Origin of the sequence: Prosthecobacter fluviatilis (assembly GCF_042655725.1) — a bacterium.
GTDB lineage: Bacteria > Verrucomicrobiota > Verrucomicrobiia > Verrucomicrobiales > Verrucomicrobiaceae > Prosthecobacter > Prosthecobacter fluviatilis.
This window is the reverse complement of the sequence record NZ_JBHSMQ010000003.1, coordinates 44439-59338: the sequence shown is the minus strand read 5'-3', so window position 1 is coordinate 59338 and position 14900 is coordinate 44439. Positions and strand designations below refer to the sequence as shown.

Here is a 14900-nt window from a genome sequence, read left to right as displayed (position 1 = left end):
TTCCATGAATCTGGTCCGCTGCTTTCCGGTGCTTGCAGGCCTGTTTGTCACCACCTCGCGCCAATCACTGGACCTCTCAGGCTGGTCCGTTCGCTGGGTGGAGCCGAAAGGCTGGCGTGGCACTGAAAGGCTCCGCCTTTTTGGCATGACGAAGGAGGAGACTGCGCAGTTTGAACTGGCCAGAAAAGCCGCCGCCAGGCATTGATCCCGCCGCAGGGCAGCCCGTATGATGCAACGGGTGTCCTGACATTTCGCACGGACCCTCTGCCTGACCATGCCCACCAAACTCCATCTCTGCCTGCTGCTGCCTGTCTGCCTCGCCGCCTGCCAGCTTGTGAAAAAGCAGCCTGCCGCACCGGCATTCAGGCATCCTCGCTGGCACATCGATGAGGAACGGTGTGCCGCCACCAAGCCAGGCAAGGTGCGCATGGACATCTCGCTGGCCAGCCAGACGGCACAGCTGCTGGACGAAAATGCGTGTGTGCTGGTGGAGATGGATGTGTCTCCCGGGCTGCCCGGCCATGAGACCCCGACGGGTGACTTTGTGGTGAAGGAAAAACTGCCGCTCAAGCGCTCCGATCTCTACGGCCAGTACGTCAGGACGGATGGCGGAGAGGTCGTGGTGGCGCGGGCCTGGGAGCACCAGGGGCCGAAGCCTGCGGGCACCAAGTATCTCGGCATCGCCATGCCGTTCTGGCTGCGGCTGACTGACGACGGCGTGGGCGTACACGTCGGCGGCTTTGAGCGCGGCTGCTGTACCAGCCACGGCTGCGTGCGCTGCCCCGAGGCACCGCAGCAGAAATGCTGGGAGCTGTGCAGGCCCGGCGTGCATGTGCACATCCACAAGGCCGCTCATGCGGCCCCTTCAAAGCTGGACCCGTAGCCGGCTAGCGCAGCACCACGCGGCAGGGGGCGCCATCTGCGCCTTCGATTTTGAGGGGCAGGCAGATGAGCTCGTAGTAGCCGGGTTTGATCTCGGCCAGATTGAGGCCTTCGATCACCCAGATACCAGCGCCGAGCATGATCTGGTGCGTTTCCACCCCGTCCTTGTTGAAGCCGCCGATGCTGAGGTAGTCAACGCCCACGGTGGTGACGCCCTGGTCGACCAGATACTGGGCGGCATCAGCCCGGATGGAGACAAAATCCCTGTCGAACTCGTTCATGGCCCAGCTGCGGGTGGAGTTCCGTGTCTTGAAGAGCAGGCGCTGGCGCGGGGCGATCTTGAGCTTTCTGAGGTCGTCGGCGGTGATCTGGTCTTCACAGTCGAGCTCATAGACGCGGCAACGGCCTATGACGGGCTCCAGCGGCATCTGCTCCATGGTCATGCCATCGGCGACGAAATGACGCGGGGCGTCCATGTGGGTGCCGGTGTGGGCGCTCATGGAGAGGTGGGTGAGATTGCATACCGCACCGTCGTCCATGCTGACTACGCGTTTGATGTGGCACTCGGGATCACCGGGCCAGTGTGCCATACCATCGCGCAAGGGAACGGACACGTCTTTCCAAGGTCGTTTCATAAGGACTAATACGAGCCTGAGGGCAGGCTCTAAGCAAGAGGTTGTTTTTATTTTGCGTTTTCTTGGGATGTCCCAGCTTCCTCGTCGTCAGTTTGTTAAATCCACTGCAGCGGCCGTTTTCGGCTTTCAAATCGTGCCTCGCCATGTCATCGGCGGTCCGGGCTTCACGCCGCCGAGTGAGAAGGTGAACCTCGGCTGCATCGGCATCGGGGGGCAGGGCGGGGGAGACATTCGGGACCTGGACGACTCCGGCCTGGCGAACATCGTGGCGCTCTGTGACGTGGATCTGGACCATGCGGCAGGCACCCTCAAAAAGTACCCGAATGCGAAGCTCTACCGCGACTACCGCGAGCTGATCGACAAGCAGAAGGACATCGACGCCGTGCTCGTCGCCACGCCCGACCATGTGCATGCGCCTGCGAGCATCATGGCCATGCGCGCCGGGCGCCATGTGTATGTGGAGAAGCCGCTGGCGCACACCATTGCGGAAGCCCGTGCCATGCGCGACGTGGCGGCGGAGACCAGGCGTGTGACGCAGATGGGCAACCAGGGCCACGCGAGCGAGGGCATCCGCCTGACGCGTGAGTGGATCCAGGCCGGAGCCATCGGCAAAGTGAGCGAGGTGCATGTGTGGTCTGATCGACCTGGCAAGTTTTGGGACTCGCAGGGCAAGGCCTACCCGACGGACGCGCCGCCCGTGCCCAAGAACCTCGACTGGAACCTGTGGCTGGGCCCGGCCAAGGAACGCGCCTACCATCCCGATTTCTGCCCGCGCAAATGGCGTGGGTGGTGGGACTTTGGCTGCGGTGCTTTGGGAGACATGGCTGTGCACAACGCTGATCCTGCCTTTTATGCGCTGGATCTCGATCCCCCCGATTGGGTGGAGGCGGAAAGCGGGCCGAACAACAACCAGTCCTATCCCGTATGGAGCATCATCACCTACCATTTCCCAGCCAAGGGTGACCGCCCTGCGGTGAAGATGGTGTGGTATGACGGCGGCAAGCTGCCCCCACGCCCCGAGGGCCTGGAGGAGACCCGCAACCTCGGCGACAACGGCATCTACTTTGTGGGAGACAAAGGCTGCATCCTCGCCGGTGGCTGGTCTGGCACACCGCGCCTCGTGCCGGAGACGAATATGCAGCAGTTCGTCATCCCCGCGAAGACCATCCCACGCTGCCTGGGCGGCCACCGCAAGGAATTCCTGGAAGCCTGCAAAACCGGCAACCCACAGGATGCGAAGAGCGGCTTCTGGTACTCAGCGCCGTTCACGGAATCGCTGCTGGTGGGACTGCTGGCGGTGCGCTTCGGCAAACGTGTGGAGTGGGATGCGAAGGCGATGAAGTCGCCGAATACGCCGGAGGCGGATGCGATCATCCACAAGGCGTACCGGGCGGGGTATGGGATCTGAGGTGGGACAACCGGGACGGTTGTCCTACGCCAGGAGCTTGGGCACCAGCTCACCAGCGACGCCGGTGAGGCGCATATCCAGCCCTTGGAAGCGCTGGTTGAGCTTTGTGTGCTCGAAGCCGAGGAGGTGCAGCAGCGTGGCGTGCAGGTCGTGCACGTGCACGGGGTCTTCGGTCACATTGAATCCAAACTCATCGCTCTGCCCGAGGGTGATGCCGGGCTTCATGCCGCCGCCGGAGAACCACATGCTGAAGCAGTTCGGGTGGTGGTCGCGGCCATCGCTGCCGCCTTGCACCATCGGCGTGCGGCCAAATTCACCGCCCCAAATGACGAGGGTGTCCTCCAGCAGGCCGCGCTGCTTGAGGTCGCGCACGAGAGCGGCGCAGGGCTTGTCGGTGAGACCGCACTGCTGCTTGAGGCCGTTCACCAGACCACCGTGGTGGTCCCAGGCTTCATGGAAGAGCTGCACAAAGCGCACGCCGCTTTCGATGAGGCGACGCGCGAGCAGGCAGTTGTTGGCAAAGGAGGCCTCGCCGGGCTTGGCTCCGTACATGTCGAGGATGTGCTTGGGCTCCTGGGAGATGTCCATCAGCTCAGGCGCGGTCTGCTGCATGCGGTAGGCCAGCTCAAAGCTGTTGATGCGGCTGGCGATCTCGGGATCTCCCACTGCGCCGAGGCGTTCTTCGTTGAGCTGCTTGAGTACGTCCAGCGTGTCGCGCTGCGTGGCATCGCTGACGCCTTCCGGATTGCTCAGGTAGAGAACGGGCTCGCCGCTGCTGCGGAAGGGCACGCCCTGATAGACGGTGGGCAGGAAGCCGCAGCCGAAATTGCTCATGCCGCCGCTGGGGCCTTTCTGGCCGCTTTGCATGACCACGTAGCCGGGCAGGTCCTGATTCTCGGTGCCGAGACCGTAGAGCGTCCATGCGCCAAAGCTGGGGCGGCCAAAAATCTGCGAGCCGGTGCTCATCAAGATCTGCCCCGGCGCGTGATTGAAGGCGTCCGTCTTCATCGACCGCACGATCGTGAGGTCGTCCGCGATTCCGGAGAGATGTGGCAGCAGCTCGCTCAGCTCCGCGCCGCTCTGGCCATGGCGGGCGAATTTGAACTTCGGGCCGAGCAGCTTGCTGTTGGGATTGATGAACGCGGCGCGGTAGCCTTTGAGAAGGTCCGGCGGTGGCAGCTTGCCGTCCCATTTGGAAAGCTCGGGCTTGTTGTCAAAAAGCTCCAGATGGCTGGGCGCGCCGCCCATGAAGAGGTAGATCACCCGCTTGGCCTTGCCAGGGTAGTGAGGCTTTTTCACCGCCAGTGGATTTGCCGGAACCGGTGCGGCACCCGCCGTGCGCGACATGAGATCCGCCGCCGCGATGCTGGCCAGCCCCACGCCGCAGTCTTTGAAAAACCAGCGGCGGGTGCGGTAGCGGGCGTATTCGGCCTGGAGTTCGTGGCGGAGGTTCATGGCGTTGATTGACGCATAGAAATCGCTGATTGGCCACGCCGTCTATCCAGGCCAGCGGCGCAGCACAATCCGTGCGGCGGGTTTGTCCATGCGGGCGAATTCATGTGAAGGATCGCCGCTAGTGCCGTCGTTCCACCCGGCCCATGAAGCTCCTCAGCCTCTTCCTTTCGTCCTTCATTGTCGTTTCGGCATCTGCCGCAGACCGGCCCAACATCCTCTGGCTCACCAGTGAGGACCACGGGCCGCACATGGGCTGCTATGGCGACACGTATGCCGACACGCCGAATGTGGATGCACTGGCGGCGAAGGGCATGCTTTTCAAGCACGCGTGGTCCTGCGGCCCCGTCTGCGCAGCAGCGCGCACCACCATCATTGCGGGCATGTATTCCCCCTCCACCGGCGGCGAGCACATGCGCAGCATGGCGGCCATGCCCAAGGGGACCAAGATGTATCCGCAGTTTCTCCGCGAGGCGGGCTACTACTGCACGAACAACAACAAGGAGGACTACAACCTGCAGAAACCCGAGGGCGTGTGGGGTGAGTCGAACGGCAAGGCGCACTGGAAGAACCGCAAGGACGGCCAGCCCTTCTTTGCCATCTTCAATGAGCAGTGCAGCCACGAGAGCCAGATCCGCAAACGCCCGCATGTGGCCATTCACGATCCCGCCAAGGCCCGAGTGCCTGCCTACCACCCTGACACGCCCGAGGTGCGTCAGGACTGGGCGCAGTACTATGATCAGGTGACGCTCGCGGATGCCTCGGCAGGCAACCGCCTGAAGGAACTGGAAGCCGCCGGCCTGGCAGAAGATACCATTGTCTTTTATTACGCCGACCACGGCAGCGGCATGCCGCGCAACAAGCGCTGGCCCAGCAACTCCGGCCTGCAGGTGCCCATGGTCGTGTACTTCCCGCCCAAGTGGAAGCACCTCGCGCCGAAGGAGTATGGCGCCGGTGTGAAGTCAGACCGCCTCGTGAGCTTTGTCGATCTCGCGCCCACGCTGCTCAGCCTCATCGGCGTGCAGCCGCCGGAGTGGATGCAGGGCCACGCCTTTGCCGGCAAGTTTCAGACCGAGCCGCAGCCCTACGTGTATGGCTTCCGCGGCCGCATGGACGAGCGCTACGACTGCGTGCGCAGCGTCACGGACGGGCGCTTTGTCTATCTGCGCAACTACATGCCCCACCTCTCGCAGGGCCAGCATGTGAACTACCAGTTTGAAACCCCCACCACCGCCGTGTGGCGCAAGCTCTACGATGCGGGCAAGACCACGCCGGAGCAGTCCATCTTCTGGAAGACACCCAAAGATGCCGAGGAACTCTACGATCTGCAGAGCGACCCCGATGAAGTACACAACCTCGCCGCCAAACCCGAGCACGCCGAGACGCTGGCCAGGATGCGCGCCACGCAGGAAGGCCTGGCACTGAAGATCCGCGATGTGGGCATGATCTGCGAGGGCGAGATGCATCACCGCTCCGAAGGCACCACGCCCTACGACATGGCGCACGATGACAAGATGTATCCGCTGGCCCGCATCCTCAAAGCCGCAGGCCAGGCATCCTCCATGAAGGCGGACGCCATGCCGGATCTGAAGGCCGGATTTGCCGACAAAGACAGCGCGCTGCGCTACTGGTCCGCCATGGGCATCCTGATGCGCGGCAGTGCCGGACTCAGCGCAGCACACGATGAGATTGCTCAAGCAGCCAAAGACAGCTCCACCTATGTGCAGGTCGTGGCCCACTGGACGCTGGCCAAATACGGCAGCGACTCCGAACGCGCCGCCGCCCTGACCGCGCTGGCAAATCTGGCCAACTGGAGCCAGCACGATGTCTTCACCTCCATCAGCGCACTCAATGCCATCGGCGATCTCGGCGACAAGGCCCAGCCCATCGCCGAGCAGATCAAAGCACTGCCAGCGAAAGGCGAGTCTCCCGATGCCCGCTTCAACGGCTACGTGTCCCGCCTGCTGGCAGACCTGAAGGGCGAAAAACTCCCCGCAGGTGATGCCGAAGGCGCGCCTGCCGCCAAGAAGAAGGGGAAGAAAAAGTAGGCGCTCGGATTCTCATCTGCATTTTGCCCCATGTCCCTGCCCCGCCTCCTCGCCTGCCTGCTGCTTTGCATCAGCAATGCTGCAGCAGCGCCCAATGTGATCCTCTTCATCGCCGATGACGTGAGCTATGACGACCTCGGCTGCTACGGCAACGCAGCCGCACGCACGCCGAACATCGACAGGCTCGCAGCCAAAGGGCGGCGCTTTGACGAGGCCATCCTGGTGGCCAGCAGCTGCAGCCCCAGCCGCTCCAGCGTCATCACCGGCCGCTATCCGCACAACAATGGGCGTGCCTCCGAGCTGCACCAGCCCATCGCTGCGCACCTGCCGTGGTTTCCGCGCCTGCTGCGTGAGGCGGGCTGGTACACCGCACTGGTGGGCAAGCACCACATGACCTCCGACAAACCCGCCGCTGGCGAGCAGCCGCAGCCCGAGCCGTTTGATCTTGTGGATGCAGGCAACGAGCCCGGCAACAAAGGCGGCCACGCCACCTGGGTGAAGACCGTGCAGCAGCGCCCCAAAGACAAGCCGTTCTTCTTCTGGTTTGCCTCCCTGGACGCTCACCGCGCCTGGGACGCCGACAAGGACTGGAAGGCCGACCTCTACGGTCCCAAGCACGATCCCGCCAAGGTCATCGTGCCGCCTTACCTGAATGACGATGCCGCCACGCGCGATGACCTGGCCTCCTACTACAACGAGATCACGCGCTGGGATTACTTCATCGGCCTCGTCGTGACAGAGCTGGAGAAGGAAGGCACGCTGGACGACACGCTCATCATGATCATGGCGGACAACGGCCGCCCCTTCCCCCGCGCCAAGACACGCCTGCATGATTCCGGCATGAAGACGCCCTTCATCGCGCACTGGCCCAAGGGCATCGCCAAAGCAGGCACTCCTACACAAAGCCTCATCAGCAGCATCGACATCGCGCCCACCGTGCTCACGCTCGCTGGAGTCGCAGTACCGCCCACCATGCAGGGGCTCAGCTTTGCGCCCGTGCTGGCCGATCCCGCTGCCACCCCGCGCAAGTACGCCTTCTCCGAGCACAACTGGCACGACTACGAGGCGCACGGCCGCTCGGTGCGCTCAGAGGGCTTTCTATACATCGTCAATTCACGCCCCGACCTCGCGTGGCAGGGGCCGGCGGACTCCGTGCACTCGCCCTCCTTCCAGAGCCTGCGCGCCGTGCGCGATGCCGGAAAGCTCACGCCACCGCAGGCAGATGTCTTCCTTTCCCCACGCCCCACCGTGGAGCTCTACCGCACTGACGCTGACCCGCTGCAACTGCAGAACCTCGCCGATGATGCCAACTACGCCTCCGTCAAAGCACGTCTCGCCAAAGCCATGACCGAATGGACCACCGCCACCGGCGACTCCGCTCCGGCGAGCCTCTCCAAAGACTCCTTTGACCGCGAAACCGGCAACAAACTCAAGCTCAAGGAAGCCGACTATCGCGGCACTCCCGCAGGCTGGGACAAGGATGCCGCGCACATCAATGCGCCTGGGCCGAGGTGATGTTCAGCCCGTAGCTTTGGCGGGGTCCTTTTTGTTGTGAACCGGCTTCTTAGTCGTGCTTTCTTCAGCGGGCTGTTTCTATTCTTTCCTCCAGAGCTTCCAAACGGGAACCAATCCGCTTTGCATGACTTCGGTGGCGGGCTGAGCGCGCTTCTGGATCGCTACGTAATCTCTGCTTTCGGCAGACCCCGGAGGAGGATTCGCCCGCTCATCCTGACTGAGCTTTTGCAGAGCTTTGCCGCCAGACTGTCTGCGGATCGCTTGTCGAAAAGCGATGAATTCATCCAGCAATGCATCCAGGAAGACCCGGGCGTATTCCCTGTCCTCACTGAGCGCCTGCACGCCAAACATGCTCGAGCCCTGCATCTGTGGTTCCTGGAGTGATACATGGATTTCAACATCTCTGCCCCTGAGGTCTGGATGTAAGGCCCGAGTGCGTTCCAAAGCCCGGCGTTTCATTTCCGAAGACTCCAGCGTTTCAGTGATTGTGCCGTTAAAATCATCGCGCCAGGCCTGCCAGTTTTCAACTTTGTCATCCAGACCTCCGGCTACGAGTTTTGCCTCGCTCTGATACATCGGTGCCTTCGGTTTGAATTCCACCTTCGTCGCCGCCAGCACCGCGAGGATCACCGCTACGAGGGAGATCAAACTTAGCGCCCCGACACCGATGCGGCCGCGCCACTGGCTGGCCTTCATCAGCTCCCGCACGCGCCTTTGTACAGACTCTCCTCCAAACATCGCCACCCCCGGCAATTTGCCCAGAGATGAGGGCAGACTGGCGGCGATCTCCACCAGCGTCCGCGCATAATCATGCATGCTCTCTCCGGCGAGCACAGCGGCGTCATCCGCGGCGTGTTCAGTTTCGTTTCGCAGAGAACTCAACGCGAGCCATGCCAGCGGCTGCCACCACCAGAGGCAGGCGGTGCATTGCGCCAGCCATTGCCACGCCACGTCTGCACGCTGCAGGTGGGCCAGCTCATGGCGCAGCACCACGCCCAACCGCCGCTCATCCCATTGGGCCGCATCTGGCGGCAGCCAGATCACCGGCCTGCGCCAGCCCGAGAGCATGGGGGAATGGAGTCGCTGTGCGACACGACACTGCAGGCCATCCGGTGCATTCATTTTCCACAGCAGCCGCTGGATGAAATCAGGTGCCTGATCACTCCGTCGGCGCAGCCAGAGCAGTCCGGCCCACGCCCTCAGCACGCGCCTCAGCAGCAGCACTGTGGCCGTGCCCAGCCAGAGCTGGATGCTGGCTCCCTCCAGAAACATCAGAACGCGCTGCCATGCGCTTTTCTCTGGGAGCACCAGTGCAGGTAAAGCAGGCTCATCTGGCAAAGCAGCAGGGAATGACACACGCCATTCCACCACCGCCACAGGAGGAGCCGCCTCCGGCATCAGCCGCCACACACCTACTGCCAGCAGCGCCAGCATGGCGATCCGCCAGACAATGCTGCGCGCCCGGGCGGAGCGCCGACGCAGTTGCAGAGCCACGGTCTTCGCCACACAAACCACCGCCGTGCTGGTGAGCAAGGCGGACGCGAGCAGTCCAAAGTTTGGATTCTGGGTGAGAAAACGGAGCAAGTCTTCGAACCAGATGTTCATGATTCGCGTGCCTCCTCAATGAGCTGGATGAGTTTTTCCGCTTCCTCCTTGGACAGCTTCACATTTTTCTGTCCCAGCAGCGCCAGCGCGGCCTCGCCTGCGGAGTTTTCAAAAAAGCGGCTCACAAAGCTGTGCAGCGCGCTGACACGCGCCTTTTGAGGCGAGACCGGCAGCGAGAACCAGTCCCGCCCATCCGCCTGTGTTTTGATCAGATGCCCGCGCTCCACCAGCAGGCGGAGGATGGACCGCACCGCCGAGTAGGTGGGAGCGTCCGGCAGCTTTTCTTCAATCTCACGAGCGGAGAGCCGCCCATGCTTCATCACGATTTCCACCACCTGCCGCTCGCGACGGCTGAGCTCACTGGAATGTTTGTCGTTCCACATGGGTGTTGATTTTTCAACACCAGCAGGCCAATGTCAAGGCTCCATGTTGAAATTTCAGCAGGTGGCTGACTCTTGCCCTCGCTTTGCTTGTTCAGCAGGGCCTCTCACAGCCCCAGCAGCTCCCGCATGCGCTCTTTGGGGATGCCGCCGATCTCGCGGCCCGTCTCGCGCCCCGACTTGAAGGCGATGAAGGTGGGGATGGGGCCGACACCATGCTCACGTGCCAGCGTCGGGTTTTCATCAATGTTGATGCGGATCACCAGGGCCTTGCCCCTGAGTTCCTGGGCCAGTTCCTCCACCATGGGACCCACCACCTTGCAGGGGCCGCACCAGTCGGCGTAAAACTCCACCAGCACGGGAAGCTTGGCCGTGCGCACGGTGCTGATCGTGGTGAGAGCCCCGCTGCCGCCGCCAGACACCGGACGCAGCATGTCAAAGGCGATCCAGCCAATGTACAGCAGGACAGCCCCGGCGATCCAGATGGGCAGGTTTCCTTTGTTCATGTGGTACCATCCGGGCAGGAGGCCGGATGGCAAGGGACGATAACGTCCGATTCCCCCCAGTTTTCGACCTTGAAACCCACCCCTGCACTAGTAAGAAAGGCTCCCGCGCTTGGCCGCATCTGGCGCTTTTTTGACCCTACCTGATCCTGAACCAACTCTCATGAACAAAACCCTCCTCGCTCAAGCTGCCAACGAAGCCCGTGGTCTCGCCATGGATGCCGTGCACAAGTGCTCCTCCGGCCACCTCGGCCTGCCCCTCGGTGCCGCTGAAGTCGGCGCCGTCCTTTTCGGCGAAACCCTCCAGTGCGACCCCGCCGACCCCAAATGGCTGAACCGCGACCGCTTCATCCTCAGCGCCGGCCACGGCTCCATGTTCATCTACTCCTGGCTGCACCTCAGCGGCTACGAGGTGTCCATCGACGATGTGTCCAAGTTCCGCGTGCTGCATTCCATCACCCCGGGGCATCCTGAATTCCATGAGACCCCCGGCGTGGAGTCCACCACCGGCCCGCTGGGCCAGGGCATCGGCAATGCCGTGGGCTACGCGCTCTCCGGCAAGATGGCTGCGGCGAAGTACAACACCGCCGAGCACAAAATCATCGACAACCACGTCATCGCCCTCGCTGGCGACGGCTGCCTTCAGGAAGGTGTGGCTCGTGAGGCTGTGGCCTTTGCCGCCCACAACCACCTGGACAACCTGATCGTCATCTATGACTCCAACGATGTGACGCTGGACGCCATGGCCAAGGTGACCCAGAGCGAAGACACCCAGGCGCTCTACACCGCGCTGGGCTGGAACGCCGTTACCATCGACGGCCACGACCTCGACGCCATCAAGGCTGCGATCGACACCGCCAAGAAGAGCGACAACGGCAAGCCCACCATCATCATCGCCAAGACGATCATCGGCAAAGGCATCCCCGAAGTGGCCGGCACGGCCAAGGGCCACGGCGAGGGCGGTGCGAAGTTTGTCGATTCCGCCAAGAAGGGCCTCGGCATCCCCGAAGGCACCCACTTCTACGTCAGCGACGAGGTGAAGGCCTACTTTGCCGACCTGAAGAACAAGCGCGCCGCCGCCCACGGCGAATGGAACAAGGTCTTCCTGGCCTGGAGCGCCGCCAACCCTGCTCTCGCCAAAGAACTGGACGCCGCCCGCCATGGCAGCCTGAAGGCCGAAGACCTCCTCAAGGTGGTGCCGGAATATCCCGCCGAAGGCAAGGCCGCCACGCGCAACAGCGGTGGCGAGATCCTCAACCACATCGCCAAGGCCGTGCCGCATCTCGTCACCGGCAGCGCCGACCTCTTTGGCTCCACCAAGAACTACCTCACCGGCATGGGCGACTTCAGCGCCGCCAATCCGACCGGCCGCAACATCTGGTTCGGCATCCGTGAGCACGCCATGGGCGCCATCTGCAACGGCCTGGCCTACGACGGCCTCTTCCTCGCCAGCGGCGCGACCTTCCTCGTCTTTGCCGACTACTGCCGCCCGAGCATCCGCCTGGCCGCCCTGGCCAAGCTGCCCGTCACCTACATCTTCACCCATGACTCCGTGGGTGTGGGTGAAGACGGCCCGACCCACCAGCCGGTGGAAACCGTCAGCGGCCTGCGTGTGATCCCAAATCTGGACGTGATCCGCCCCGGCGACGCCGAAGAAACCGCCGCCGCCTTTGCCGCCGCCTTCAGCCGCGCAGACGGCCCCACGCTCCTCGCGCTCAGCCGTCAGGACCTGCCACACCAGGGCATCGCCAGCGCCGCCACCCGCCGCGAAGGCACCCTCAAGGGCGGCTACGTGCTGGTGAAGGAAACCGCTCCGCTGGAAGCCATCGTCATCGCCACTGGTTCCGAAGTGCAGTGGGCCGTGGCAGGTGCCAAGGGCAAGCCCGGCGTGCGCGTCGTCAGCCTGCCCTGCTTTGAGCGCTTTGACCGTCAGGACGCCGCCTACCGCGAATCCGTCCTGCCCGCCGCCTGCACCAAGCGCATCGCCATCGAGGCCGGCGTCTCCGGTCTGTGGTGGAAATACGTCGGCACGCAGGGCCAGGTGATCGGCATCGACCGCTTCGGCATCAGCGCCCCCGGCGCCACCGTCTTCAAGGAGCTCGGCATCACCGCCGAGGCCGTGGCTGCGGCGTTGGCGTAAGCGGACTGATAACCAACAGTTCTGAAAACTCACGAAGAGAGGCTGGAAACAGCCTCTCTTTTTTATGTCCACACATCTTCGGCTCGCCGGACCTCGTAATCACATGTCCACTCATCGCCGTACACCATGAACCGCCGCACCATCCCCTCCCTGCAGATGAGCAGGTACGGGCAGGACCGGCTGCGTGCGGAGGGCTGTGTGGTCATGCCGCTGGAGTTTTCCATGATGCAGGAGCCGCAGCGGCTGATTCCCCATTTCCATGATTTCTTCCAGCTCTTCCTCATCACGGGCGGAGGCAGGCTGATGCATGATTTCCGTGACCATGAGGTGAAACAGGTGACGCTGTTTTTCCTGAGCCCCGGGCAGGTGCACACCATCCACCCCGCGCCGCAGATGCGCGGCACGGTGGTGTCGTTCACGCAGGCGTTTTTTGATGATCATGCGCCGCCGCCCAGCCTGCTCTTTGAGCTGCCTTTCTTCTTCGGCTCAGGCGTGACGCCCTGGCTGACGGTGAGCAAGGCGGAGGCGGCAAAGATCATCTCCCTCTTTGCCGAGCTGCAGACGGAGTACGATGCCCCGCAGAGCGGCGTGCAGGAGGTGCTGCGCGCCACACTGCGCATCGTCTTCATCCATGCGGCACGCCTTTATGCGAAGAAGCACGCGGTGCGCGAAACCACGCGTGCGACACAGCTGACGCGCCGGTTTCATCTGGCGCTGGAGCAGCACTTTCGTGAATGGCCGGCGCTGGCGCCGTATGCGAAGGAACTGGGCATCACCGTGAACCATCTGAACGATGTCATCCGCGAGGAAACCGGCCACGCCGCCGGGGAACTGATACGCCTGCGCCGTCTGCTGGATGCCAAGCGCCTGCTGCTGCACTCCGATCTCAGCGTCTCCGAGATCGGCTACCAGACGGGCTTTCAGGACCCGTCCTACTTCACGCGCTTTTTCCGCCGTCATGAGGGACAGACCCCCATGGAGTTCCGCGAGGAAATCCGAGAAAAATACCAGCCGGAGTCCGCCTAGCACCAGAGGCCGGCATTGTCCGCCCGCAGCTTCAGCCGAAGAGTCACGGTCCTTATGAAAGAGACCCTGATCGAGGACCAACCACCTCATGCGGTCACCCCAGCGGCCACGGACCCGGGGCAGACCGTTTTTGCGCTGCTGTTTGCCATCAGCTTTTCCCACATGCTGAATGACACCATCCAGGCCCTGCTGCCCGCCATCTATCCGGTGCTCAAGGATTCGTATGGCCTCACCTTCACACAGCTCGGGCTCATCACGCTGACCTTTCAGGTCACGGCCTCGCTGCTGCAGCCGCTGGTGGGCTACATCACGGACAAGCGTCCTTTGCCCTATTCTCTGCCAGTCGGCATGGGGCTGACGCTGATGGGCCTGCTGGCGCTCTCCAGGGCGCAGAGCTTTCCCGCCATCCTGTTTGCATCCGGGCTGGTAGGCTCGGGCTCGGCGATCTTTCATCCGGAGGCCTCGCGCATCGCGCACATGGCGGCGGGTAGGAGGCGTGGGCTGGCGCAGTCGCTGTTTCAGGTGGGTGGAAATGCTGGCTCCTCCATCGGACCGCTGCTGGCGGCGTGGTTCATCGTGCCGCATGGCCAGACTGCGCTGTCGTGGTTCTCCGTCATCGCGCTGCTGGGGGTGGTGGTGCTGTGGCAGATCGGCCTGTGGCAGGCGCGGAATCTGCATCGCATCCGGCGCAAGCCTGCGCGCTCATCGGCTGCCGTACACGCGCATCCGTCATCAGGCCGTGTGGCCTTTGCCATGGCCATCCTCGTGATGCTGATCTTTTCCAAATACGTGTATCTCGTGAGCCTGAGCAACTACTACACCTTTTACCTGATCAACCGCTTCGACGTCTCGGTGCAGACCTCGCAGTATTATCTCTTCCTCTTCCTCTTTGCCGTGGCGGTGGGCACCATCGTGGGCGGGCCGGTGGGCGACCGCATCGGGCGCAAGCGCGTCATCTGGTTCTCCATCCTGGGAGCCGCGCCGTTTTCGCTATGGCTGCCGCATGCGGGGCTGTGGCTCACGGCGGTGCTGACGGTCATCATCGGTCTCATCCTGGCCTCGGCCTTCTCCGCCATCCTGGTGTATGCGCAGGAGCTGATGCCCGGAAAGGTGGGCATGATCGCAGGCCTGTTCTTTGGCCTGGCCTTCGGCATCGCCGGCATCGGCTCCGCCGTGCTGGGAAAAGTGGCCGACATGCGTGGCATCGACTTCGTCTTCCACGCCTGCGCCTTTCTGCCGCTGCTGGGTTTGCTGACGGTGTTTCTGCCGGAGGTGGAAACGGAAGAGCAGGTGCGCCCCTGAGAGC

General features: G+C 63.1%; 13 protein-coding genes. 8 read left to right on the top strand and 5 right to left on the bottom strand.

Annotation, left to right across the window (positions count from 1 at the left end; translation table 11 throughout):
• The first annotated feature begins 4 nt into the window (after nucleotides 1–4).
• Both ACFQDI_RS09085 and ACFQDI_RS09080 read left to right on the top strand, forming a co-directional pair.
• On the top strand, nucleotides 5–205 hold the full coding sequence (locus ACFQDI_RS09085) for a hypothetical protein (protein ID WP_377165666.1): 201 nt from the start codon (nucleotides 5–7) through the stop codon (nucleotides 203–205).
• 69 nt (nucleotides 206–274) lie between these two features.
• The gene (locus ACFQDI_RS09080; RefSeq protein WP_377165664.1) at nucleotides 275–883 is read left to right on the top strand and encodes a L,D-transpeptidase family protein; all 609 of its coding nucleotides are present in this window, start codon (nucleotides 275–277) and stop codon (nucleotides 881–883) included.
• 4 nt (nucleotides 884–887) lie between these two features.
• Here the strand turns inward: ACFQDI_RS09080 and ACFQDI_RS09075 are convergent, their stop codons facing one another.
• Nucleotides 888–1517, bottom strand: a complete 630-nt coding sequence (locus ACFQDI_RS09075) for a cyclase family protein (protein ID WP_377165662.1) — start codon at nucleotides 1515–1517, stop codon at nucleotides 888–890.
• 133 nt (nucleotides 1518–1650) lie between these two features.
• Here ACFQDI_RS09075 and ACFQDI_RS09070 point away from each other — a divergent pair, with 133 nt between their 5' ends.
• Complete coding sequence (locus tag ACFQDI_RS09070; RefSeq protein WP_377165660.1) at nucleotides 1651–2925, top strand: Gfo/Idh/MocA family protein; 1275 nt, start codon at nucleotides 1651–1653, stop codon at nucleotides 2923–2925.
• A 24-nt stretch (nucleotides 2926–2949) separates the two neighbouring features.
• Here ACFQDI_RS09070 and ACFQDI_RS09065 read toward each other — a convergent pair whose 3' ends face one another.
• A complete protein-coding gene (locus ACFQDI_RS09065) occupies nucleotides 2950–4380 on the bottom strand; it encodes a DUF1501 domain-containing protein (RefSeq protein WP_377165658.1) in 1431 nt (476 codons plus the stop codon).
• Between the two features lie 143 nt (nucleotides 4381–4523).
• Here ACFQDI_RS09065 and ACFQDI_RS09060 point away from each other — a divergent pair, with 143 nt between their 5' ends.
• On the top strand, nucleotides 4524–6425 hold the full coding sequence (locus ACFQDI_RS09060) for a sulfatase family protein (RefSeq protein WP_377165656.1): 1902 nt from the start codon (nucleotides 4524–4526) through the stop codon (nucleotides 6423–6425).
• A gap of 30 nt (nucleotides 6426–6455) precedes the next feature.
• Nucleotides 6456–7940, top strand: a complete 1485-nt coding sequence (locus ACFQDI_RS09055; RefSeq protein WP_377165654.1) for a sulfatase family protein — start codon at nucleotides 6456–6458, stop codon at nucleotides 7938–7940.
• Between the two features lie 78 nt (nucleotides 7941–8018).
• On the opposite strand, the gene ACFQDI_RS09050 is transcribed toward ACFQDI_RS09055, so the two are convergent.
• From ACFQDI_RS09050 to ACFQDI_RS09040, 3 genes are all read right to left on the bottom strand, one after another.
• Nucleotides 8019–9545: a M56 family metallopeptidase gene (locus ACFQDI_RS09050; RefSeq protein WP_377165652.1), complete on the bottom strand. Its 1527-nt coding sequence runs from the start codon at nucleotides 9543–9545 to the stop codon at nucleotides 8019–8021.
• Entirely contained in the window at nucleotides 9542–9928 is a 387-nt protein-coding gene (locus ACFQDI_RS09045) for a BlaI/MecI/CopY family transcriptional regulator (RefSeq protein WP_377165650.1), read from the bottom strand. The genes ACFQDI_RS09050 and ACFQDI_RS09045 overlap by 4 nt, the downstream gene beginning before the upstream one ends.
• 104 nt (nucleotides 9929–10032) lie before the next feature.
• A complete protein-coding gene (locus ACFQDI_RS09040) occupies nucleotides 10033–10431 on the bottom strand; it encodes a thioredoxin family protein (RefSeq protein ID WP_377165648.1) in 399 nt (132 codons plus the stop codon).
• Nucleotides 10432–10591: 160 nt separating this feature from the next.
• On the opposite strand from ACFQDI_RS09040, the gene tkt reads away from it, so the two are divergent.
• The 3 genes from tkt to ACFQDI_RS09025 all read left to right on the top strand — a co-directional run bounded on the left by tkt (nucleotide 10592) and on the right by ACFQDI_RS09025 (nucleotide 14896).
• Nucleotides 10592–12568, top strand: coding sequence for a transketolase (tkt, locus tag ACFQDI_RS09035; protein WP_377165646.1), 1977 nt, complete (start codon nucleotides 10592–10594; stop codon nucleotides 12566–12568).
• 126 nt (nucleotides 12569–12694) lie between these two features.
• Nucleotides 12695–13594, top strand: coding sequence for a helix-turn-helix transcriptional regulator (locus tag ACFQDI_RS09030; RefSeq protein ID WP_377165644.1), 900 nt, complete (start codon nucleotides 12695–12697; stop codon nucleotides 13592–13594).
• A 54-nt stretch (nucleotides 13595–13648) separates the two neighbouring features.
• Complete coding sequence (locus tag ACFQDI_RS09025) at nucleotides 13649–14896, top strand: MFS transporter (protein WP_377165642.1); 1248 nt, start codon at nucleotides 13649–13651, stop codon at nucleotides 14894–14896.
• Nucleotides 14897–14900: the final 4 nt, after the last annotated feature.

Bases quoted from the DNA above. Each gene is read 5' to 3' on its own strand.
- ACFQDI_RS09085 (WP_377165666.1), top strand. From the start codon at position 5: ATGAATCTGGTCCGCTGCTTTCCGGTGCTTGCAGGCCTGTTTGTCACC.
- ACFQDI_RS09080 (WP_377165664.1), top strand. From the start codon at position 275: ATGCCCACCAAACTCCATCTCTGCCTGCTGCTGCCTGTCTGCCTCGCC.
- ACFQDI_RS09075 (WP_377165662.1), bottom strand. From the start codon at position 1,517: ATGAAACGACCTTGGAAAGACGTGTCCGTTCCCTTGCGCGATGGTATG.
- ACFQDI_RS09065 (WP_377165658.1), bottom strand. From the start codon at position 4,380: ATGAACCTCCGCCACGAACTCCAGGCCGAATACGCCCGCTACCGCACC.
- ACFQDI_RS09060 (WP_377165656.1), top strand. From the start codon at position 4,524: ATGAAGCTCCTCAGCCTCTTCCTTTCGTCCTTCATTGTCGTTTCGGCA.
- ACFQDI_RS09055 (WP_377165654.1), top strand. From the start codon at position 6,456: ATGTCCCTGCCCCGCCTCCTCGCCTGCCTGCTGCTTTGCATCAGCAAT.
- ACFQDI_RS09050 (WP_377165652.1), bottom strand. From the start codon at position 9,545: ATGAACATCTGGTTCGAAGACTTGCTCCGTTTTCTCACCCAGAATCCA.
- ACFQDI_RS09045 (WP_377165650.1), bottom strand. From the start codon at position 9,928: ATGTGGAACGACAAACATTCCAGTGAGCTCAGCCGTCGCGAGCGGCAG.
- ACFQDI_RS09040 (WP_377165648.1), bottom strand. From the start codon at position 10,431: ATGAACAAAGGAAACCTGCCCATCTGGATCGCCGGGGCTGTCCTGCTG.
- tkt (WP_377165646.1), top strand. From the start codon at position 10,592: ATGAACAAAACCCTCCTCGCTCAAGCTGCCAACGAAGCCCGTGGTCTC.
- ACFQDI_RS09030 (WP_377165644.1), top strand. From the start codon at position 12,695: ATGAACCGCCGCACCATCCCCTCCCTGCAGATGAGCAGGTACGGGCAG.
- ACFQDI_RS09025 (WP_377165642.1), top strand. From the start codon at position 13,649: ATGAAAGAGACCCTGATCGAGGACCAACCACCTCATGCGGTCACCCCA.